This is a genomic window from Burkholderia sp. A2, from assembly GCF_001729305.1.
Classification (GTDB): domain Bacteria; phylum Pseudomonadota; class Gammaproteobacteria; order Burkholderiales; family Burkholderiaceae; genus Burkholderia; species Burkholderia sola.
The window spans coordinates 442,354-463,362 of sequence record NZ_LZXX01000090.1 but is presented as its reverse complement, the minus strand read 5'-3'; the positions used below and the strand labels follow the sequence as shown (position 1 = coordinate 463,362).

General features: G+C 66.6%; 22 protein-coding genes. 12 read left to right on the top strand and 10 right to left on the bottom strand.

The genetic code is table 11. The features are described 5' to 3' along the window. Positions 1-12: 12 nt before the first annotated feature. The gene (locus A9Z05_RS14090) at positions 13-933 is read right to left on the bottom strand and encodes a LysR family transcriptional regulator (protein ID WP_069618607.1); all 921 of its coding nucleotides are present in this window, start codon (positions 931-933) and stop codon (positions 13-15) included. A gap of 89 nt (positions 934-1,022) precedes the next feature. Here A9Z05_RS14090 and A9Z05_RS14085 point away from each other — a divergent pair, with 89 nt between their 5' ends. The 3 genes from A9Z05_RS14085 to A9Z05_RS14075 all read left to right on the top strand — a co-directional run bounded on the left by A9Z05_RS14085 (position 1,023) and on the right by A9Z05_RS14075 (position 3,354). After that, positions 1,023-1,451: a MarR family winged helix-turn-helix transcriptional regulator gene (locus tag A9Z05_RS14085; protein WP_069618606.1), complete on the top strand. Its 429-nt coding sequence runs from the start codon at positions 1,023-1,025 to the stop codon at positions 1,449-1,451. A gap of 213 nt (positions 1,452-1,664) precedes the next feature. Beyond that, a complete protein-coding gene (locus A9Z05_RS14080; RefSeq protein WP_069618605.1) occupies positions 1,665-2,912 on the top strand; it encodes an aconitase X in 1,248 nt (415 codons plus the stop codon). Further along, a complete protein-coding gene (locus A9Z05_RS14075) occupies positions 2,905-3,354 on the top strand; it encodes an aconitase X swivel domain-containing protein (RefSeq protein ID WP_069618604.1) in 450 nt (149 codons plus the stop codon). Before A9Z05_RS14080 ends, A9Z05_RS14075 begins: the two co-directional genes overlap by 8 nt. Positions 3,355-3,378: 24 nt before the next feature. Here the strand turns inward: A9Z05_RS14075 and A9Z05_RS14070 are convergent, their stop codons facing one another. Genes A9Z05_RS14070 through A9Z05_RS14060 form a run of 3 tightly spaced genes read right to left on the bottom strand, consistent with a single transcriptional unit; the run spans position 3,379 to position 5,687 of the window. Continuing rightward, complete coding sequence (locus A9Z05_RS14070) at positions 3,379-3,981, bottom strand: hypothetical protein (RefSeq protein WP_069618603.1); 603 nt, start codon at positions 3,979-3,981, stop codon at positions 3,379-3,381. Further along, positions 3,978-4,550, bottom strand: coding sequence for a hypothetical protein (locus A9Z05_RS36920; RefSeq protein ID WP_256121989.1), 573 nt, complete (start codon positions 4,548-4,550; stop codon positions 3,978-3,980). Before A9Z05_RS36920 ends, A9Z05_RS14070 begins: the two co-directional genes overlap by 4 nt. 54 nt (positions 4,551-4,604) lie before the next feature. Then, positions 4,605-5,687, bottom strand: a complete 1,083-nt coding sequence (locus A9Z05_RS14060; RefSeq protein WP_069618601.1) for an AraC family transcriptional regulator — start codon at positions 5,685-5,687, stop codon at positions 4,605-4,607. Between the two features lie 75 nt (positions 5,688-5,762). Between A9Z05_RS14060 and A9Z05_RS14055 the strand changes: the two genes are divergently transcribed. Beyond that, a complete protein-coding gene (locus tag A9Z05_RS14055) occupies positions 5,763-7,796 on the top strand; it encodes an NADPH-dependent 2,4-dienoyl-CoA reductase (RefSeq protein WP_069618600.1) in 2,034 nt (677 codons plus the stop codon). 212 nt (positions 7,797-8,008) lie between these two features. Here the strand turns inward: A9Z05_RS14055 and A9Z05_RS14050 are convergent, their stop codons facing one another. Further along, positions 8,009-8,413, bottom strand: a complete 405-nt coding sequence (locus A9Z05_RS14050) for a DUF2471 family protein (RefSeq protein WP_069618599.1) — start codon at positions 8,411-8,413, stop codon at positions 8,009-8,011. Positions 8,414-8,578: 165 nt separating this feature from the next. After that, positions 8,579-9,472 (bottom strand): LysR family transcriptional regulator, encoded by an 894-nt coding sequence (locus A9Z05_RS14045; RefSeq protein ID WP_069618598.1) that lies wholly within the window; start codon positions 9,470-9,472, stop codon positions 8,579-8,581. An 85-nt stretch (positions 9,473-9,557) separates the two neighbouring features. Here A9Z05_RS14045 and A9Z05_RS14040 point away from each other — a divergent pair, with 85 nt between their 5' ends. Beyond that, positions 9,558-10,337 carry an NAD(P)H-dependent oxidoreductase gene (locus A9Z05_RS14040; protein ID WP_069618597.1) on the top strand — a complete coding sequence of 260 codons (780 nt, stop codon included), beginning with the start codon at positions 9,558-9,560 and terminating at the stop codon, positions 10,335-10,337. Positions 10,338-10,492: 155 nt separating this feature from the next. On the opposite strand, the gene catC is transcribed toward A9Z05_RS14040, so the two are convergent. Genes catC through A9Z05_RS14025 form a run of 3 tightly spaced genes read right to left on the bottom strand, consistent with a single transcriptional unit; the run spans position 10,493 to position 12,895 of the window. Further along, on the bottom strand, positions 10,493-10,783 hold the full coding sequence (catC, locus tag A9Z05_RS14035; protein WP_050017398.1) for a muconolactone Delta-isomerase: 291 nt from the start codon (positions 10,781-10,783) through the stop codon (positions 10,493-10,495). 43 nt (positions 10,784-10,826) lie between these two features. Next, complete coding sequence (gene catA, locus A9Z05_RS14030; protein WP_069618596.1) at positions 10,827-11,729, bottom strand: catechol 1,2-dioxygenase; 903 nt, start codon at positions 11,727-11,729, stop codon at positions 10,827-10,829. A gap of 32 nt (positions 11,730-11,761) precedes the next feature. Continuing rightward, complete coding sequence (locus A9Z05_RS14025; RefSeq protein WP_069618595.1) at positions 11,762-12,895, bottom strand: muconate/chloromuconate family cycloisomerase; 1,134 nt, start codon at positions 12,893-12,895, stop codon at positions 11,762-11,764. 91 nt (positions 12,896-12,986) lie between these two features. Between A9Z05_RS14025 and A9Z05_RS14020 the strand changes: the two genes are divergently transcribed. From A9Z05_RS14020 to A9Z05_RS14010, 3 genes are all read left to right on the top strand, one after another. Then, positions 12,987-13,877 carry a LysR family transcriptional regulator gene (locus tag A9Z05_RS14020; protein WP_069618594.1) on the top strand — a complete coding sequence of 297 codons (891 nt, stop codon included), beginning with the start codon at positions 12,987-12,989 and terminating at the stop codon, positions 13,875-13,877. A gap of 344 nt (positions 13,878-14,221) precedes the next feature. Beyond that, a complete protein-coding gene (locus A9Z05_RS14015; protein WP_069618593.1) occupies positions 14,222-15,901 on the top strand; it encodes a methyl-accepting chemotaxis protein in 1,680 nt (559 codons plus the stop codon). 127 nt (positions 15,902-16,028) lie between these two features. Continuing rightward, entirely contained in the window at positions 16,029-16,307 is a 279-nt protein-coding gene (locus tag A9Z05_RS14010) for a hypothetical protein (protein WP_069618592.1), read from the top strand. A 195-nt stretch (positions 16,308-16,502) separates the two neighbouring features. Here A9Z05_RS14010 and andR read toward each other — a convergent pair whose 3' ends face one another. Further along, complete coding sequence (andR, locus tag A9Z05_RS14005; protein ID WP_069618591.1) at positions 16,503-17,462, bottom strand: anthranilate 1,2-dioxygenase regulatory protein AndR; 960 nt, start codon at positions 17,460-17,462, stop codon at positions 16,503-16,505. A 213-nt stretch (positions 17,463-17,675) separates the two neighbouring features. Between andR and andAc the strand changes: the two genes are divergently transcribed. The 4 genes from andAc to andAa are packed head-to-tail and all read left to right on the top strand — an operon-like array spanning position 17,676 to position 21,001. Further along, entirely contained in the window at positions 17,676-18,947 is a 1,272-nt protein-coding gene (gene andAc, locus A9Z05_RS14000; RefSeq protein ID WP_069618590.1) for an anthranilate 1,2-dioxygenase large subunit AndAc, read from the top strand. A 14-nt stretch (positions 18,948-18,961) separates the two neighbouring features. Continuing rightward, positions 18,962-19,438, top strand: a complete 477-nt coding sequence (gene andAd / locus A9Z05_RS13995; protein ID WP_006479528.1) for an anthranilate 1,2-dioxygenase small subunit AndAd — start codon at positions 18,962-18,964, stop codon at positions 19,436-19,438. Between the two features lie 26 nt (positions 19,439-19,464). Then, the gene (gene andAb, locus A9Z05_RS13990) at positions 19,465-19,791 is read left to right on the top strand and encodes an anthranilate 1,2-dioxygenase ferredoxin subunit AndAb (RefSeq protein ID WP_039344765.1); all 327 of its coding nucleotides are present in this window, start codon (positions 19,465-19,467) and stop codon (positions 19,789-19,791) included. Further along, entirely contained in the window at positions 19,781-21,001 is a 1,221-nt protein-coding gene (gene andAa, locus A9Z05_RS13985) for an anthranilate 1,2-dioxygenase system ferredoxin--NAD(+) reductase (RefSeq protein WP_069618589.1), read from the top strand. The genes andAb and andAa overlap by 11 nt, the downstream gene beginning before the upstream one ends. Positions 21,002-21,009: the final 8 nt, after the last annotated feature.

The window sequence follows — 21,009 nt, the reverse complement described above, 5'->3', positions numbered from 1 at the left end:
CGCTCGCGCCGGTCACGCCGCGGCCGGAACGATCCAGCCTTCTCGGTCGCAGTACGCGGCCGTGTAGTCGATAAATGCCTTCACCTTCGCGGGCAGCAGCGCGCGGTTCGCGTATGCGAGCTTGATTTCGACGAACGCATCGACGAGATCGGCGTCTTCCAGCAACTGCACGAGCGCGCCTGACGCGAGTTGCGCCTCGACGAGCGTTTTCGGGACGACGCCGATGCCGAAGTCGTGCATCACCATTTCGCGGTTGAAAACGGGGCTGTTCGACGAGACGTCGAAGCGGAACGGCACGGTGAGCATGTTGCCGTCGACACGGAACGACAGCGCCGGCCGGCGCAGCGACGGCGAGATCGGCACGAACGGATGATTGGCGAGGTCGGCGGGCGTCTCGGGGCGCGCATGCGTTTGCAGATACGCAGGCGTCGCGACGATTACGACCGGAATGCGCTCGACCAGCCGCACGACGGTCGATTCGCTCGTCAGCATGTACGGCACGACGATGCCGATGTCGTAGCCTTCGCCGACCAGATCGACCGGGCGCTCGGTCAGCGTGACGTCGAGGCGCACGTTCGGGTGTGCGCGCTTGAAGCCGGCGATCAGCGGCACGAGCCGGTTCAGCGCGGCCGTCGTATGGGCCACGAGGCGCAGCAGGCCCTCGGGCTCGCGCGTGTGCGTCTGCGCTTCCACTTCGAGCGCGTCAAGTTCGTCGAGCACGGCCGCGCACCGCTCGTAGATGCGCTCGGCCGTTTCGGTCAGTGACACCTGGCGCGTGGTCCGGTGCAGCAGCCGGCTGCCGAAACGCGCCTCCAGATCCGCGACCGCGCGCGAGACGACCGGCCGCGCGAGGCCGTGCATGTCGGCGGCGCGGGTGAAGCTGCGCATCTCCACCACCGACCGGAAGATGCGCAGCTTGTCGATGTAGTCCATGTCCGTCTCCTTGACGCGATGGCCGGCCCGGCCATGTTATGGCGGAGTGTACATTGACTTTATGCATATGCACATATAGATTCGGAAACATGAACGACATTCCGATTTCCGAGGCGTGCAACTGCCTCGCGCTGCGTCAGGCGGCGCGCTTCGTCACGCAACTGTACGAACGCCATCTGGCCCCGGTCGGCGTCACGCCGGCCCAGTTCTCGATCATGGTGAACCTCAAACGCCGGCCCGGCCTGCTGATGAGCGAACTCGCCGATGCGCTGGTGATGGATCGCACGACGTTGCTGCGTGCGCTGAAGCCGTTGCAGCGCGACGGTTTCGTCGCCACGGCGGCGTCCGAGCACGATGCGCGTGCGCACGCGCTGCACCTCACGAAGCTCGGCGAGCGCACGTTCGCGCAGGCGACAGTCGCGTGGCAGGCCGCGCAGGACGAATTCGACACGCAGTTCGGCCGCGATCGCGCGAAAGCGTTGCGCGCGGAGCTGTTCAGTCTGACGGCGGAACGTTAGGCGAGGGGCGGGGTGGGGCCGGCCGGGCGATCAACTGGTGTGGAATTCGAGCCATTGACCGACTTAAAAGCGATCGATCGCAAAAAATTGGTTTCACTGATGTCCGGATTGAATGAAATCTGGACAGTTTTTGTTTCCAGTTGTAGAGTCCTCTGACTGATTCCATGAGCCGGCGCCGCCGCGCCGGTCGGCACGCGTCACGAGGAGCAACCGATGCTGCAGTTGAGTGACCGCGACGACGCCATGTTGCGCGGGGATTTCGGGCACGGCGTCGCCCGCGCGATGCGGATCGTCGCGCGCACCGCGCAAGTGATGTCCGCGCCGCACCTGATCGACATTACGTCCGCCCATATCGACGGCTGTCTGTATCACGGCCAGACGAGCCTCGATTTCGTCGACTATTTCGTCGACACGGGCGCGAAGGTCGCGGTGCCGACCACGTTGAACGTCGGGTCGCTCGACCTGATCCATCCCGAGCTGTATCACGGCGATCGCACGATCCAGCGCGATGCGCAGCGCCTGATGGACGCGCATGTTTTGCTCGGCTGCGAATCGAGCTTCACGTGCGCGCCGTATCAATTGAAGAATCGTCCCGTGCTGGGCGAGCAGATCGCATGGGCCGAATCGAATGCGATCGTGTTCGCGAATTCGGTGCTCGGTGCGCGCACGAGCCGCTACGGCGATTTTCTCGACCTGGCCGCCGCGATCACCGGGCGCGCGCCGTATGCGGGGCTGCATGTCGATGCGAACCGCGCCGCGCGGATCGTGTTCAATGCGCCGGATTTCACCGGCCTGCCGTCGCGCGACATCTATTTCGCCGCGCTCGGTTTGGCGGTCGGCAAGATCGCGGGCGCGGTCGTGCCGGCGATCGTCGGGCTACCCGCGGACACCACCGAGGACGAACTCAAGGCGCTCGGCGCGGCCGCCGCATCGAGCGGGGCCGTCGCGCTGTTTCACGCGGTCGGCGTGACGCCCGAGGCGCCGACGCTCGACGCCGCATTGCACGGGCGCACCGCGCAACGCACGATCGATATCGCGATGGCCGATCTCGACGAGATTCGCCGCACGCTGAATCACGGCGCGGCCGGCGACGCGCTGGTCGCGGTCGCGCTCGGCACGCCGCATTTCTCGCTGGCCGAATTTCGCACGCTCGACACGTTGCTCGACGCGTTCGACGGCAAGCCGGCCTGCGATTTCTACGTGAACACGAGCCGCTTCATTCTGTGGGAGCTGGAGGAAGCCGGCCTCGCGGAGAAATTCGCCGCGCGCGGCGTCCAGATCGTCGTCGATACCTGCACGTACATCACGCCGGTGATGAAGCGGTTGTCGGGACTGGTGATGACCAATTCGGGGAAATGGGCGTCGTATGCGCCCGCGAACATCGGCGTGACGGTCGCGTACGGCAGCATGCGCGAATGCGTGCGGTCCGCGTACGAAGGCAAGGTGCGATTCGATGACTGAAGCGACGGGCACATTTTTGACGGGCGACACGCTCGTGCCGGGCAGCGCGTGCGCGCGGCCGTTCCTCCTCGACAAGCCGCTCAGCTTCTGGGGCGGCTACGACTCGGGCGCGGGCAGGATCGTCGATCGCGGGCATCCGCAGGCCGGCGCGAGCCTCGCCGGCAAGGTGATGGTGATGCCGCACGCGAAGGGATCGAGTTCGAGCAGCAGCGTGCTCGCGGAAGCGGTGCGTAACGGCACCGGGCCGGTCGGGATCGTGCTGAAGGAGCGCGACCTGATCATCTCGATCGGCGCGATCGTGGCCGCCGAGCTGTATGCGATCGCGGTGCCGGTGGTGTGCGTGAGCGACGATCTGTACGACGCGATCGCCGCTGCCACGGGCGACGTGCGGATCGAAGCGGGCGAAGGGGACGGCGGCGCGCGGGTTTATATCGGTCGTTGATGCGCCGAGCGCTCGTCGTTCGCGTCAGAGGAAGCGAATGTTTCGCGTCTCCGTATTCGCGAGCGACAGCGCGTGCTTCGCGGCATTCATCTCGCGCCTGCCGCCGGGCTGCTTGAGCCGCCGGATTTCGGGCCACACGACGACGCCGAACACGGCGCGCAGCATCGCGCTCAGCACGAAAAAGCCGATCGCGGTTGCACCGAACGCCATCGATATGTCGAGCATGCCGTCCGTGCTGCGTTGCACCGCGGACAGGATGCCGGTGACGCAGAGGATGACGCACAGCATGCCGATCGTAACGAACGTATCGGTGCGTGCACCGGCGACTTGCGCGGTTCGAACGAGATACACGGAGCCGTCGGTGACGTTCCGGATGCCGTAGAGGCGGGCGCGATCCCCGCTTCGCGCGTACGCCACGGTCAGCCGGTCGCCGGCGACGATGAACAGGCTTCGCGTGCTGTCCGTCCTGACGGTGAGCAGCGCGTCGAACGTGTCGAGTTGCAGCGCGATTTCCTCGATGCTTTGCGTGGTCCAGCCGAGGTTGTTGCTCCAGACCTTCGTACTGATCGTCGTCTGGCTGACGGACGTCACGCAGCCGGATGCGATCTGCATGGTGCGATCGGTCATGCGTTGCTCCGTTCCGCGGTGAAACGGGCCGGTTCGGATTGCCACTTCTCGTAGGCCTCGCGCCGCTGCGGCTGAAAAGCCAGTTCGGACAGGCCGGCAATCGCGAGCAAAGTACCCAGCATGCTGATGATGCTCACGAACACGTTGATGGCGCCGACGAGTGCCCAGCCCTGTTTGAATATGGCGGCCCCGCTCAGCAGGCTCAATATGAAGATGCATGACGCCCACGTGAGCAGCGACAGATTGCTGTTCCTTTGGCTGAACGCATCGTAAGGCGCGATCGCCACGTCATCGCTTCTGATCCATGCGATCCGGCGACGCCCGCGATCGTCGAAGATGCACGCGCGCACGGCCATCCCGGGCTTCAGTTGATCGACCTGCTTGAACGCCTCCGCGTCGATATCGTAGGCCGCGATGAAGTAGCAGGCGTCCTGCATCGTCAGGCGGTAAAGCGGCACTTTCTTGATGTCGGCTTCGATACGAATGAGATTCGTATCGATACGGTCGATCGTCGACTCGATCAGGGTAGTGTGATTGCGCATAGGCAGGACGGGGCACCGGTGTGGCATTGATCATACCGATGAAACTGCGGGCAGGCATCTCGTGCCGACGGCATCCGGGCGTCACTCGCGTGCAGAACCCGCAGCCGCTTCCCGAAACGCGCTCGGCGTCTGCCCGGCCCAGCGCCGGAACGCACGCGTGAAATTCGCCGGGTCGGTGAACTGCAGCCGTTCGGCGATCGTTTTCAGATCGAGGTCCGACGCGGCGAGCAACTGCCTCGCGTCGCGAAACCGCGCTTCGTCGAGCAATTGCCGATAGCTCGAGCCGGCTTCTTCCAGCCGGCGCCGCAGCGTGCGCGTCGACACGAGCAGCGCGTCGGCGAGCATGTCCGGCCCCGGATAATCGCCGGCGGCGCGCGCCAGTTCCGCCCGTACGCGCTCGACCAGATCGCCTTCCTCCTGCCGCACCTGCGCATATTCGCGCTCGACCTGCACGAGCGCCTGCCGGTGCGCGACTTCGTCGGCGAGCGGCAGCGGCCAGTCGAGCACGTCACGCGCGATCCACAGCGCGTTGGCCGCGCAGCCGAATGCCACCGGCGGCAACGTATCGCGATAGCGCGCGAAATACGCGGGCTCCGGCCACGCGAATTGCAGCCTGATCGGCGGCGACGCGCGCCCGGACCATTGCGAGATGTTCTGCGCAAGCCCCGTCAGCACGAACTCGAACATCACGTGATGCTGCAGCACGGGGTTCGCCTGCACACCGTGCAACTCGAGCGTCGCGCCGCGCTCGTCTTCCGCATAGGTCAGCCGGTACTGGCGATTGCGCATCCGGAAGTAGCGCTGCGTGACCGACAGCGCTTCGCGGATGTCCCGTGCGGTCAGCGTCGCGTAGCCGAGAAAGCCGTGCACGGTCGGTTTCAACAGTAGCCCGAACGCGAGCCCGATGCCCGGATCGCCGCCGATTTCGATCGCGTTGAGCACCAGCCGCCCCCATTGCGACGGCGCGACGCGTGCGTCCGGCTCGGCCAGCACCGCGTCGCGCAGGCCCGTGCCGGCGCGCACGGCGGCCAGGTCGACGCCGCGCGCGGCCAGCGCCTGTAGCAGCAGACGCGTATAGGCGACCGGAATCGTTGGCCGGCGCAGCCCGAGGCGATCCTTTCGAGACGGGGAAGTCATGTCGATTTGGCCGGAAATGACAAGCATTATGGCTGTTTGCCCCCTCACGTTCAAGGCGGGGCGCGCCTACGATGGCAGGCATCGCTTATTGGCCGAATCATCATGACGACACCCTTTCCCCACCTGCTCGCACCGCTCGATCTCGGCTTCACGACGCTGAAGAATCGCGTGCTGATGGGCTCGATGCACACGGGCCTCGAGGACAGCCGCAAGACGCTGCCGCGCCTCGCCGAATATTTCGCCGAGCGCGCGCGCGGCGGGGTCGGCCTGATCGTGACGGGCGGCTTCGCGCCGAACGTGGCCGGCTGGACCAAGCCGTTCGGCGGCACGCTGATGACGTCGGCCGCCGCGCGCCGGCATCGCGAGATCACGGATGCCGTGCATGCGGAGGACGGCAAGATCGCGCTGCAGATCCTGCATACGGGGCGCTACGGTTATCACCCGTTCGCGGTCGCGCCGTCGAAGATCAAGTCGCCGATCTCGCCGTTCGCACCGCATGAACTGAGCGCGCGCGGCGTCGAGCGGCAGATCCGCGCGTTCGTGCGCTGCGCGAAGCTGGCGCGCGAGGCCGGTTACGACGGCGTCGAGATCATGGGCTCCGAGGGTTACCTGATCAACCAGTTCATCTCGATGCATACGAACAAGCGCACCGACCAGTGGGGCGGCTCGTACGAGAACCGCATCCGCTTGCCGATCGAGATCGTCGAGCGCACGCGCGAAGCGGTCGGCCGCGACTTCATCCTGATCTACCGGCTGTCGATGCTCGACCTGATTCCGGATGGCAGCGACTGGCGCGAAACCGTGCAGCTTGCGAAGGCGGTCGAGCGCGCGGGCGCGACCATCATCAACACGGGGATCGGCTGGCACGAGGCGCGCGTGCCGACGATCGCGACGTCGGTGCCGCGCGGCGCGTTCGCGTGGGTGACGAAGAAGATGAAGGGCGAGGTCGGCATCCCGCTCGTGACGACCAACCGGATCAACCGGCCCGAAGTGGCCGAGCAGATTCTCGCGGACGGCTGCGCGGACATGGTGTCGATGGCGCGCCCGCTGCTCGCGGATGCCGAGTTCGTCGTCAAGGCCGCGCAGGGTCGCGCCGACGAGATCAACACCTGCATCGGCTGCAACCAGGCGTGTCTCGACCACGCGTTCAAGAACAAGATCGCATCGTGTCTGCTGAATCCGCGCGCGTGCCACGAGACGGAGCTGAAATACACGCCCGCGCCGCAGCCGAAGCGAATTGCGGTGGTCGGCGCGGGGCCGGCCGGGCTCGCGTGCTCGACCGTGCTCGCGCAGCGCGGCCATCAGGTCGACCTGTTCGACGGCGCGGCGGAGATCGGCGGCCAGTTCAACATGGCGAAGCGGATTCCGGGGAAGGAGGAGTTTCATGAAGCGTTGAGCTACTTTGGCCGGCAGGTCGAACTGACCGGCGTGAAGCTGCACCTGAACCGCCGCGTCGACGCGCGCGACCTGATCGCGGGCGGCTACGACGAGATCGTGCTCGCAACGGGCGTCGCGCCGCGCGACCCGAAGATTCCGGGGCAGGACGGGCCGAACGTGCTCAGCTATATCGACGTGCTCGCGCGCAAACAGCCGGTCGGCCGGCGGGTCGCGGTGGTGGGCGCGGGCGGGATCGGCTTCGATGTCGCCGAATATCTGGTGCAGGACGGCGAATCGCCGGCCCTCGATCTGGACGCATGGAAGGCCGAGTGGGGTGTGACCGACCCGGCCGCGACGCGCGGCGGCGTGACGCGGGCGCAGGTGTCGGCGCCGGCGCGGGAAGTGACGCTGCTGCAGCGCAAGGCCGCGCCGCTCGGCAAGGGACTCGGCAAGACGACCGGCTGGATTCACCGTGCGACGCTGAAGATGAAGCAGGTGAAGATGATCGGCGGCGTGAACTACGAGCGGATCGACGCGCGCGGGCTGCATGTGTCGTACGGCGAGCAACGCACCGATCACGAACTGATCGAAGCCGATACGATCGTGCTCTGCACGGGGCAGGAGCCGCAGCGCGCGTTGCTCGCGCCGCTGCGGGCGGCCGGGCGCTCGGTGCACCTGATCGGCGGCGCGGAACTGGCCGCCGAACTCGATGCGAAGCGGGCGATCGATCAGGGGGCGCGGCTCGCGGCGCGGTTGTAACGGGCGGGCGCTGCGATGGTCATTGGGTCGTCGCAGCGTGGCGATGATCCGTCGTTGCGCAACGCGCAACGGCTACGCGACGGTTCGCGGCTCGCCGTCTGATGCGCCGATTCGCGGGTGCGGAACCATAACCAGCCGCAGCGCCGCTCGCGCCACCATGCAACGTGACGGCGCGAGCCCGGCAGACCGTGATCGCGATCGACCGGCGCGGCTCAGGCCGCTTCGGCCCGTTCTTCCTGTTCCGCCTCGAGCATCGCCTTGACGATCAGATAGACGGCCGGCAGGTCGTCGTCGTCACGCTGCCAGTCGACCGGCTCCTCGACGTCCGTGGCGACCAGCCGGCTGTCGCGCAGCCGGATGAACGCGTCGACGACGGTTGGATCGTTGCGGTTCAGGAACCCGGGATTCGAGAACGCCAGCTCTTCGACGTTCAGCAGCGCCTGCCAGCTCATCGTGCGGACGGCTGCCGGATGCGTGCGGCGGCGCAGGCCGAGCGCCCGCTGCGCGGGGCCGCCGACGACACGCTGCAGATCGACGACCGCCCGCTGCGCGGCGCGCTCGAAGTGGACGGGATTGAAGCCGGGTTGCTCGGGATCGAATGCGGAAGCCTGGAACATGGTCGCCTCACAAAAGTCCGTTCGTCTGTGGATGACGGAATTCGGGTCAAATGGTGCAAAAGCACTGTAAATATATACAGTGTTCGCGGCGGTTTCAAGTCCCGAATAAAGGATTTCGTGCGTCGGCGCTCGGCGCGGACGAATCGCCGCGATCGGGCGGGCAACTTACACCGCCGCCGCGATCGTCTCCCGCAGCCATCGATGCGCCGGATCGCGATGCACGCGCTCGTGCCACAGCATCGACATTTCATAGCCGGGCACCTCGACCGGCGCGTCCACCACGCGCAGCGCGGGCACGTCGCGCACCAGCCGTTCGGGCAGCATCGCGACGAGATCGGTGCTCGCGACGGCCGACATCACGAACAGGAAGTGCGGCACCGACAGCACGACGCGCCGCGTGGCGCCGACCTTCGCGAGTACTTCGTCGGTCACGCCGAAGAAGCCGCCGCCGTCGGGCGACACGATCACGTGCTCGAGCGTGCCGAATTGCGCGAGCGTGGGGCGCCGCTTCAGCTTCGGGTGACCGGCGCGGCCGATCAGCACGTAACGCTCGACGAACAGCGGCAGGCGCCGCATGCCGGGCGGCGACGCTTCGGTCATGTGGAAGGCCAGGTCGATGCCGTTTCGTTCGGCATCCTGCTCGATACGCGGCGGCATGAGCTCGAGGACGGCCAGCCGCGTGCCGGGCGCGGTGGAACGCAGCGTGCGCAGCGCGGGCAGCACGATCGTCGATTCGCCGTAGTCGGTCGCGGCCACGCGCCACGTGTTCGTCGCGGTCGCGGGATCGAACGGCGTGGCCGGGATCACCGCGCGCTCGACCGCTTCGAGCGCATCGCGCAACGGTTCGCGCAGCGCTTCCGCGCGCGCCGTCGGCCGCATCCCGCGCGGCCCCGGCAGCAGCAGCGGATCGCCGAACACGTCGCGCAGTTTCTGCAACTGCACGCTGACCGACGGCTGCGACATGTTCAGCTTCTCGGCCGCGCGCGTGACGTTGTGCTCCGCGAGCAGGACGTCCAGCGTGACGAGCAGGTTCAGATCAAGCCTTCTGAGATTATTCATGGTTATACCTGGAATATCAGGAATTCATTTCAAATATACCTTCGAAGGCGGCATCCTGCAGTCATTCAATCCACGGAGTGACGACATGAATGTGCTGATCGTGTATGCCCATCCTGAACCGCGTTCGCTGAACGGCGCGTTACGCGATTTTGCGGTCGCGCATCTCGAAGCGGCCGGCCACGCGGTGCAGGTGAGCGACCTGTATGCGATGAACTGGAAGGCGGCGTTCGATGCGAACGATGTGGTCGATCATGCGCCCGGCGCACACTTCGATCCCGTGCTCGATTCGAAGCGCGCGTTTGCGGAAGGTACGCAGAGCGAAGACATCGCACGCGAGCAGGACAAGCTGAAGTGGGCCGACGCGGTGATCCTGCAGTTTCCGCTGTGGTGGTTTTCGATGCCGGCGATCATGAAGGGCTGGGTCGAGCGCGTGTACGCGTACGGTTTTGCTTATGGCGTCGGCGAGCATTCCGATACGCACTGGGGCGATCGCTACGGCGAAGGTTCGCTGGCCGGCAAGCGGGCGATGATCGTCGTCACCACGGGCGGGTGGGAATCGCACTACGGCCCGCGCGGCATCAACGGGCCGATCGACGACTTGCTGTTCCCGATCCAGCACGGCGTGCTGTATTACCCGGGGTTCGACGTGTTGCCGCCATTCGTGATCTACCGGACGGGCAAGATGAACGCCGCGCGTTTCGACGAAACGTGCACGGCGCTCGGCCGGCGTCTCGACGATTTGTGGACCATGCCGCCGATTCCGTTCCGCCGGCAGAACGCGGGCGATTACGAGATCCCGGCGCTGACGTTGAAGGAGGACATCGCGCCGGGGAAGGCGGGGTTTGCCGTGCATCTGGTCGCCTGACGGTTCCTACGCACCCTGATGCAGGGCGACACGGATAGCCGCCGCCAAATGCAAATGCAAAAACCCCGGGCGGCCTGCGTGACATCGCCGGCCGTCCGGGGCGTGCATCTCATGGCATCGCACGACCGTGGGTCACGGCCGCGATGCATCGTCGCTTACCGATCGTCTTCCCGCACCGAGGACGGATGCCGGCACAGCGCCCGCACCTCCATCTCCATATACGGAAACAGCGGCAACTGGCTCAGCACGTCATGCAGCTGCTGCACGCTTTCGACGTCGAAGATGCTGACGTTCGCATACTGCCCGGCGATTCGCCACAGATGACGCCACGTTCCTTCGTTCATCAGCCGCTGGCACATCGCCTTCTCTTCCGCCTTCAGCGTGGCCGCCTTGACCGGATCCATGTCCGCCGGCAGGCGAACGGTCATTTCCACATGAAACAGCATCCTGCACTCCTTGCGTTGTCGATTCGTCGAACGGGAAGGGCGCTCACGCCTGCGCGCGGGCCCGTTCGACTTCGCTGCCCGGCACGTCCTGCTTGTCCTTGAGCAGCGAGAAGTCGAAGTCGATCAGCGCGAACTGCCCGTCGATGCCGTACGGCTTGCCTTCCGCGCCTTCCGCCTGCCGCACCGGCGGGATCAGCCCGTCGCGCGTTGCGAACGCGAAGTCGTCCCACAGATGCGGATCGCCATCGATGTTGATCTGCGTCGTCAGCTTACGATAACCGTCCGCGGAAACGAAGAAGTGAATATGCGCCGGACGATGGCCGTGGCGGCCGAGCTGGTCGAGCAACTGCTCGGTCTTGCTGCCCGGCGGCACGCTGTAGCCGACCGGCAGCACGCTGCGGAAGCTGTAGCGGCCTTCGGCATCCGTGCGGATCGAGCGGCGCAGGTTGAACGCGGGCTGCGACGCGTCGAAGTACGAGTAATTGCCCAGATGATTCGCGTGCCACACCTCGACCAGCGCGTTCGCGAGCGGCGCGCCGTCCTGGCCCAGCACCCGGCCGCGCATGATCAGCGTCTGGCCCGGATCGGTGCCGTCGTCGAGACGCGCGTGGCCGACCGATTCCGGCGCGCCGGCGACATACAGCGGCCCTTCGATCGTACGCGGCGTGCCGCCCTGGATGCCGGCCTTCGCCTCGGCTTCGTCCATCCGTACGTCGAGGAAGCGCTCGAGGCCGAGGCCCGCGGCGATCAGCCCGAATTCGCGGCCGGCTTCGTTCAGGAAGTTGAGCGCGGTCCAGAACTCGCTCGGCTGCACGTCGAAGTCCTCGATCGTGTAGCAGATGTCCTTCACGATCCGGTTGACGATCGCGCGCACGCGCGGGTTGCCGGGCTTCTCGGCGGCGTCGTCGAAGGTCTTCAGCAGGGCGTCGATGGCTTGCTTGTTCATCTGTGTCTCCGGTTTCGGGTGTCGTGTGGGGATCAGCGGGCGTCGCGTCGCATCCGTTCGATGCGGGCCCAGTCGAAGGTGATGCCGAGGCCGGGCGTTGCCGGCAGATGCAGCTTGAAATCCTGGTAGCGCAGCGGCTCGACGAGGATCTCCTCGGTGAGCAGCAGCGGGCCGAACAGTTCGGTGCCCCATTTCAGCGAGTCGAACGTGCTGAACAGTTGCGCGGACGCGATCGTGCCGGCCGCGCCTTCGAGCATCGTGCCGCCGTACAGTTCGATGCCGGCCGCCGCCGCGATCGACGCGACGCTCGCCGCGCCCTGCAGGCCGCCCGATTGCGCGATCTTCACCGCGAACACGTTGGCCGCGCGATCCTGCGCGAGCGCGAACGCATCGACGGGGCCGTGCAGCGCTTCGTCGGCCATGATCGGCACCTGCGCGAGCTGCGTGAGGCGTTTCAGCCCCGCCCGGTTGGTCGCGGCGATCGGCTGCTCGACGAGGCTCACGCCGGCGTCGGCCAGCCGCGCGCCGGCCCAGATCGCATCGGTCTCGCTCCATGCCTGGTTCACGTCGACCCGCACGTCGCCGCGTTCGCCGAGCGCGCGCTTGATCGCGACCACGTGGGCCACGTCGTCGGCGACCGCGTTCGCGCCGATCTTCAGCTTGAACGCGCGATGGCGGCGGGCGTCGAGCATCGCTTCGGCTTCCGCGATGTCGCGTTGGGTATCGCCGCTCGCGAGCGTCCACGCGACATCGACCGCATCGCTCCGGCGCCCGCCGAACAGTTCGGACAGCGGCACGCCGAGACGCCGCGCCTGCGCGTCGAACAGCGCGGTCTCGATCGCGCACTTCGCGAAACGGTTGCCCTGGAACAGCTTGCGCGCCCGCGCCATCGCCGCGCCCGGACGCGTCGCGTCCATGCCCTGCAGCAGCGGCGCGAAGTAGGTGTCGATATTGACCTTGATGCTCTCGGGGCTCTCCTCGCCATAGGCGAGACCGCCGATGGTCGTCGCCTCGCCGACGCCTTCGATACCGTCCGTGCATCGAATTCGGACCAGCACGAGCGTCTGGCAATTCATCGTGGCGACCGACAATTTGTGGGGCCGGATCGTCGGCACGTCGACCAGCAACGTCTCGATGCGTGCGATGGTGGCGGCAGTTGCTATCATGCGATTCCTCCTGTTGGTGCACATGGTAGGAATGCCCGCCCCGCGCCGTCCAACACTCTTTCCGACTACTTCCATACCTTTGAGGCATGAAATGGAATTGCGCCAGCTCCGTTACTTCATCGCCGTCGCCGAGGAAATGAACATCACGCGGGCCGCGGAGCGGCTGCACATGACGCAGCCGCCGCTCAGCCGCCAGCTCCAGGCGATCGAGGAGGAGATCGGATTGCCGCTGTTCGAGCGCGGCGCGCGGCCGCTGAAACTGACCGATGCCGGGCGCGTGTTCTATGCGCAAGCCAAGCGTCTGGTCGACCAGGCCGACGAACTGGGGCCGTTGACGCGACGGCTCGCGCAACTGTCGGAGCGGATCGTGATCGGCTTCGTGCCGTCCACGCTGTACGGCGCGCTGCCGGACGTGATCCGCGCGTTTCGCGAGGCGCAGCCGGACGTCGAGCTGTCGCTGATCGAAATGTTCACGCTCGAACAGCTCGGCGCGCTGAAGGGTGGGCGGATCGACGTGGGGTTCGGCCGCCTGCGCTTCGACGACGACCAACTGGTACGCGAGGCGCTGATCGAGGAAAAGCTGATCGCGGCGCTGCCGGTCGGGCATCGGCTCGCCGATCCGGCCCGGCCGCTGACGCTCGCGGATCTCGCGAACGAGACGATGATCGTCTACCCCAGCACGCCGCGGCCGAGCTTCGCCGATCAGCAGTTGTCGGCGCTGCGCGACGGCGCGGTCGTGCCGGCTGCCGTGCACGAGGTGCGCGAGCTGCAGACGGCGCTCGGGCTCGTCGCGGCGCAGGTGGGCGTGTCGCTGGTGCCGGAGAGCGTGGAGGGCGTGCGCGTGAAGGGCGTCGTCTATCGGCGGCTGCCGGAGCCGGGCGCGACGTCGCCGATCATCATGAGCCGCCGGCTGCATGGCGAAAGCGCCGCGACGGCCGCGTTCTGCGCGATCGCGCGCGAGATGATCGTGCCGCCGGCGTAGCGGGACGCCGCTTCGGCCTTTCCATGCAACTAACGGTCTATCTGCGATACGTCCTCGGATGGAAATGCGGCACGTTGCTGCGACCTCATATCGTCGACCGAATCGTGCCAGCTCCATTAATGAGATAGTTTATTAATGAGATAAAGGAGGGCTCAAATATATAGGGATTTATTAATGAGATATCGATCGATAAAAGTGCGGTGGATATCCGGATTCTTGCCGTTTTCGATTTTGATTATTTCGGATCGAGATGCCTAAATCGACTCGTTTTCCTTCCGTAAACCCCGGTCATGGAACGGCGCTTGCCATTCCGCATCGACCTGGAAAGCCGGAGGAGCGTGAAAATGAGTCGATTTGCAAAAAGCATAAAGTTCAGGATTTTTCTCACCCTTGCGTCGTGTGTCGCATTAATGGTCGCGATCGGCGTGTTTGGCGTATTCGGTTTGTCCCGACTGAATTCGAATCTGCATCGCGCGTATCAGGGCAATACATTGCCGATCTGCGAATTGACCGAAATTCGCGCCATCTCGCTCGGGATGCAGCTTCGGATGCGCCGGATCCAGGCGGAGCGCGACCCGGTACGCACGCGAAGCGGCGTCGACGAAATTCGTGCCGAGCAAAGCCGCCTCGATACGCTCTGGAACCGTTATTACGCGGAATCGATCACGAGCGACAAGGAGCGCGCGATCGCCGAGCGCATCCACGGTGTGCTGCCGCGCTTCAGGGCGGGCGTCAACGACGTCGTCGCGGCGATGAGCGGCTCGAGCCCCGATGCGATCAGCGCGGCCATCGACCGGCTGCTGCCGGCCTCGGGCGAACTCAGGCAGGTGCTCGAAGACGACATCGCACTGAACGCCGAGCAGGCGAAGTCGTTCGTCGACGACAGCGAGTCGACGTTCGGGATCATTCTGTGGATCGCGATCGGCTTGATCGGCGCCGGCGTGCTGATCGCGGTGTGGGCGTCCATGCACCTGCTGCGACACATTTCGACGCCGCTCGGCCAAGCCGTGCGCGTGGCCGATGAAATCGCGGGCGGCACGCTGGACAACCGCATCGACGTCGATTTGCACGACGAATTCGGCCAATTGCTCGGCGCGCTGGCGACGATGGACCGGCAGCTCGGCACGACGGTGCGCGGCATCAAGCGCAGCGCGGAGTCGGTCGCGATCGCGTCGCACCAGATCGCGAGCGGCAATGCGGATCTGTCGGCTCGCACGGAGGAGCAGGCCGCGTCGCTCGAGGAGACCGCGTCGAGCATGACGCAACTGACGGAGACCGTGAAGCAGAACGCCGACAACGCGCAGCAGGCGAATACGCTCGCGACGCGTGCGACGGGCATCGCGGACGCCGGCCACGACGCCGTGCAGCACATGGTCGCGACGATCGGGCAGATCAGCGACCGCTCCAGCCGGGTGTCCGACATCACGGGCGTCATCGAGGGGATCGCGTTCCAGACCAACATTCTCGCGCTCAATGCGGCCGTGGAGGCGGCGCGCGCGGGCGAGCAGGGGCGCGGCTTCGCGGTGGTCGCGAGCGAAGTGCGCAACCTCGCGCAGCGTTCGGCGGCGGCGGCGAAGGAAATCAAGGAGCTGATCGGCGCGTCGGTGTCGATGATCCGCGACAGCGCGCAGCAGGCCACGGACGTGGGCGCGACGATGGGGCACGTGAAGCAGGCGATCAAGCAGGTGTCCGACATCGTCGCCGAAATCGCGGCCGCGTCGCGAGAACAGAGTCAGGGAATCGAGCAGGTCAACGTGGCGATCGGGCAGATGGAAGGCGTGACGCAGCAGAACGCGGCGCTCGTCGAGCAGGCCGCCGCCGCCGCGCATTCTCTCGAAGAGCAGGCCGGCCATTTGCAGGCGGCGATGTCGGCGTTCAGGCTGGCGGGAGCCTTCCCGGACGGGCCTGCCGCGCCGGCGGTCGCGCCGACGGCGCGGGCGCAGTCTCCGTCGGCAGCGCGGCCGCCGAGCGTGCCGGTAGCGGCCGCGGCAGGGGGCGCGGCCGCCGAATGGCACGCGTTTTGAACGCCACGCGGCTCGCCCCTGTGGCGACGCGCATGCCGGTGCGCCAGATACGCCGGCGCGCGCGTTCGCCGTTCACGTACACGATCCGTCTGCGGCGATGCGGGCGGTGGAGTTGCCTCTCACACTCATGACCAACCCGACTCAGGCAGTACTGACGCTCGACGCGCTCGTCGACACGTGCGCGCGTTTCGATCCGTCGGACGCGGATCAGCGGCTGATCGTGCGCACGATGGTCGTGCCGATGCTCGCGCGGCGGCTGAAATGGCTGGAATTGTTGCTGCGCGCGTGCCCGCATAGTCCGGCCACGCGGGCGATGTTCGAACAGGTCGAACGCGCGCTGGCCTGCGCGTCGTCGCGACTGGATGGTCCGCCATTGCCGTCCGCGGGCGCCGCGGATACGGCGTAAACGGCGCCGGCATAAGCACGAGTGGCAAAAAGCGGCTGATGCCGTTCACGCTGCTCGGGCCACCGCAGCCGTCAGCGCCGTGCTGTAACGGAGTGATCGTCGGCCCGCCGGTCATCGTGCGCGCCCGCCACGTAACCGGCAACCGCTCGCGCAGCCGCCGCGAACGCGTCCACCCGGATACGCCCGGGCGTGCGTTCAGCGCGTCGCGCCGAGCGTTTCCGACGGCGACTCGCCGAACCTTTCCCGATACGCGATCGCGAACCGTCCGAGGTGGGTAAACCCGCAGTCCAGCGCGATATCGGCGATTCGCCGGTCGGATGCCGCGCCGCGCAGCAGTTCCCGCGCGTGCGCGAGCCGCGTCGCACGCAGGTATTGCATCGGGCTCATCCCGCGGAACTGCAGGAACGCGTCGCGCAGCGTCCGTTCGGGCACGTTGGCGGCCTGGACGATATCGGCGAGCTGCAGCGGCTGCGCATAGTGCGCATCGACGAATTCCTGTGCGCGCCGCACGAAGCCCGGCGCCGGGTCGCGGTGCGACGCCTGCAGCGCGGACGGCGGATGGCCTTCGATCAGCAGGTCGATCAGCAGATGCTCGAGCTGCGACGCGACACGCGGGTTCGCGTTCGCGCGTTCGAGCAGCTCGGGCGACCGCGCGACGAGCATCAGCTGCTGGCGCCACGCGGCGAGCGCGGCGTCGCTGACGTGCAGCACCGGGTCGAGCGTCGCGCGCGGGTCGCCGGTCAGCGCGCCGACGGTCGTCGCGTCGATGCGCAGCACGAACTGCTCGCAATCGGCCGACAGCACCGCGTCGAAGCGCTCTCCGGGCGCGCACAGCACGCCGGTCTGCCCGTCGACGCCAAGCTGCCGCCCCATCGCGCGCACTTCGGCCTGGCCGGACAGGCAGAACATCAGCAGGTAATAGCCGTCGACGGCGTCGACCTGCACGCGCATCGCGTCGCCGAACGCGATCGTGCCGATCCCGAGGCCGCCCAGCCTGACGAAATCCATGTGCGACGCGCCTTGCACGCGGCCGCTCGGCAGCAGCGCGTGCGGCTGCATCACGCGCGAGATCCGCTCGCGCGTCTCGTCGAGATCGCGGGATTCGAACAGCCGGTGCGCGCGCAGCGCGAGCGGCTCGAACGACGTTGGGGACATGGGCCTCAGCCTTGGTATGGACGATGCGCGCTTCGATCCCACGAATGGGTCGCGATCGCGCGCCGGGTCGCGTGTGCCGTCATGCTAGCGCAGAAATCCGCCGAAAGTGGATATTGCGCCGCCGCAATCGCACTTTCCGGATAGACGCCAAATATTAGCTTTTCAAAAATCGGCTCCATGCATTCAACGCAACGGATCGACAAGGAGTCCGACATGGAGCAGACAGAATCGCCCGTCGTTTTCGCCGCGCGCGGCGACGCATCCGACGTGACTTTCCCGCACGACGACGGCTCGCGCGTGCCGTACAAGGTGTTCAGCTCGCGTGCGGTCTACGATCGCGAGCAGGAACGCATCTTCCGCGGGCCGACGTGGAACTTCGTCGCGCTCGAAGCCGAAATCCCGAACGCCGGCGACTTCAAGAGCACGTTCGTCGGCGACACGCCGGTGGTCGTCACGCGCACCGAGGACGGCGCGCTGTCCGCGTGGGTGAACCGCTGCGCGCACCGCGGCGCGCAGGTGTGCCGCAAGTCTCGCGGCAACGCGAGCTCGCACACGTGCGTGTATCACCAGTGGAGCTTCGACAACGAGGGCAACCTGCTCGGCGTGCCGTTCCGGCGCGGCCAGAAGGGAATGACCGGGATGCCCGCCGATTTCGATCCGAAGCAGCACGGGCTGCGCAAGCTGCGCGTCGACAGCTATCGCGGGCTCGTGTTCGCGACCTTCAGCGATGAAGTCGCGCCGCTGCCCGAGTATCTCGGCGAGCAGATGCGCCCGTGGATCGACCGGATCTTCCACAAGCCGATCGAGTATCTCGGCTGCACGCGCCAGTATTCGAAGTCGAACTGGAAGCTGTACATGGAGAACGTGAAGGACCCGTATCACGCGAGCATGCTGCACCTGTTCCATACGACCTTCAACATTTTCCGCGTCGGGATGAAGGCGCGCTCGATTCCGGACGCGAACCACGGGCTGCACAGCATCATCACGGTGACGAAGACGGGCGACGACACGTCGGCCGCGTACAAGCAGCAGAACATTCGCTCGTTCGACGAGGGCTTCCATCTGGAAGACGAATCGATCCTCGATCTCGTGTCGGAATACGACGAGGACTGCACGAACCATATCCAGCCGATCTTCCCGCAACTCGTGATCCAGCAGATCCACAATACGCTGGTCGCGCGGCAGATCCTGCCGAAGGGCCCCGACAACTTCGAGCTGATCTTCCACTTCTTCGGCTACGCGGACGACACGCCCGAGCTGCGCGCGCTGCGCATCAAGCAGGCGAACCTGGTCGGGCCGGCCGGCTACATCTCGATGGAGGACACCGAAGCGACCGAGCTCGTGCAGCGCGGCACCGTGCGCGATGCGGATGCGACATCGGTGATCGAGATGTCGCGCGGCAATCCTGACCAGCAGGACACGGTGATCACCGAGAGCCTGATCCGCAAGTTCTGGGTCGGCTACCAGAAGCTGATGGGCTATTGACGCGGGAGCAAAAAATGACGGAAGACATGAAGACGTGGTTCGAGATTTACATGCTCCAGAACCGCTATATCGGGCACCTCGACAACGACCGGCTCGAGCACTGGCCGGAGATGTTCACCGAGGATTGCACGTACGAAATCGTGCCGAAGGAGAACGCCGATCTCGGGCTGCCGGTCGGGATCGTGCACTGCACGAACCAGCGGATGCTGCGCGACCGCGTGGTGTCGCTGCGGCACGCGAACATCTACGAAGAGCATACGTACCGGCACATGACGTCGGGCCTGACGATCGTCGCCGAACGCGACGGCGAGTTCGATACCGAGAGCAACTACGTGGTCGTGCAGACGCGCAGCAACGGCGAATCGAACGTGTACCAGGCCGGCAAGTACTACGACACGGTCGTGCGTACGCCGGACGGGCTGCGCTACAAGACCAAGCGCGTGATCTACGACACGTCGCGCGTGCAGACGCTGCTCGCGACGCCGATCTGACCGATCTGACGAAGCAAGGAACCGACATGACTGAAGCAACGCTGGCCGAGTGGCATCCGCTCGGCGCTTTCGACGAATTCTCCGAGGACGAACCGGCGGCGCGCGTCGCCGGCCAGAAGCCGATCGCCGTGTTCCGGATCGGCGACGAACTGTTCGCGATGCACGACCTGTGTTCGCACGGTCACGCGCGCTTGTCCGAAGGCTATGTGGAGGACGGCTGCGTCGAATGCCCGCTGCACCAGGGGCTGATCGACATTCGCACCGGCGCGCCGAAATGCGCGCCGATCACCGAGCCGGTGCGGACCTATCCGATCCGGATCGTCGACGGGCAGGTGGAAGTCAATGTCGGCTGACCCGTTCGTGATCGTCGGCGCCGGCCACGCGGCGCGGCGCACGGCCGAGGCGCTGCGCGAGCGCGATGCCGATGCGCGCATCGTGATGATCGGCGCGGAGCGCGAGCTGCCGTACGATCGGCCGGCGTTGTCGAAGGATGCGCTGCTGACGGACGGCGGCGAACGGCGCGCGTTCATCCGCGATGCCGCGTGGTACGACGCGCAGCGCATCGAGTTGCGGCTCGGCACGCGCGTCGACGCGATCGAGCGCGATGCGCAGCGCGTGCGGCTCGACGACGGTGCGTCGTTGCCGTACGCGAAGCTCGTGCTCGCGACGGGCTCGCGCGTGCGCACGTTCGGCGGGGCGATCGACGAAGGTGTCGCCGTGCACTACGTCCGCACGGTCGACGATGCGCGTGCATTGCGTGCGCAGCTTGCGCCCGGGCGCCGCGTGGCGGTGCTCGGCGGCGGCTTCATTGGCCTCGAGGTCGCGGCGGCGGCGCGTCAGCTCGGCTGCGACGTGACGGTGATCGACCCGGCTGCGCGCTTGCTGCAACGCGCGTTGCCGGAAGTGGTCGGTGCGTATGCGCGGCAATTGCACGATGCGCGCCGCGTGGCGTTCCGGACGGCGACGCTGCCGCGCGCGATCCGCCGCGCGCCGGGCGGCGGCGCGATCGTCGAGACCGATCGCGGCGACGTGCCGGCCGACATCGTCGTGGTCGGCATCGGCGTGGTGCCCAACGTCGAGCTCGCGCAGGCGGCCGGGCTCGACGTCGACAACGGGATTCGCGTCGACGCGGGCTGCCGCACGGCCGATGCGGCGATCTTCGCGGCGGGCGAGGTGACGATGCACTTCAATCCGCTGCTCGGGCGGCATGTGCGGATCGAATCGTGGCAGGTGGCCGAAAACCAGCCGGCCGTCGCGGCCGCGAACCTGCTCGGCGCCGACGAGCGCTATGCCGAGCTGCCGTGGCTGTGGTCCGATCAGTACGACTGCAACCTGCAGATGCTCGGGCTGTTCGGCGACGAACGCACGATCGTCGTGCGCGGCGATCCGGCGAGCGGGCCGTTTACGGTGTTCGGACTCGGCGATGACGGCAGGATCGTCGCGGTGGCCGCGGCGAACCTCGGGCGCGACATCGGCGCGTCGCGGCGGTTGATCGCGGCAGGCGCGGTGCCCGATCCGGTGAAGCTGGCCGATCCGGCGGTCAATCTGAAGACGTTCATGTAGCAGCGCGG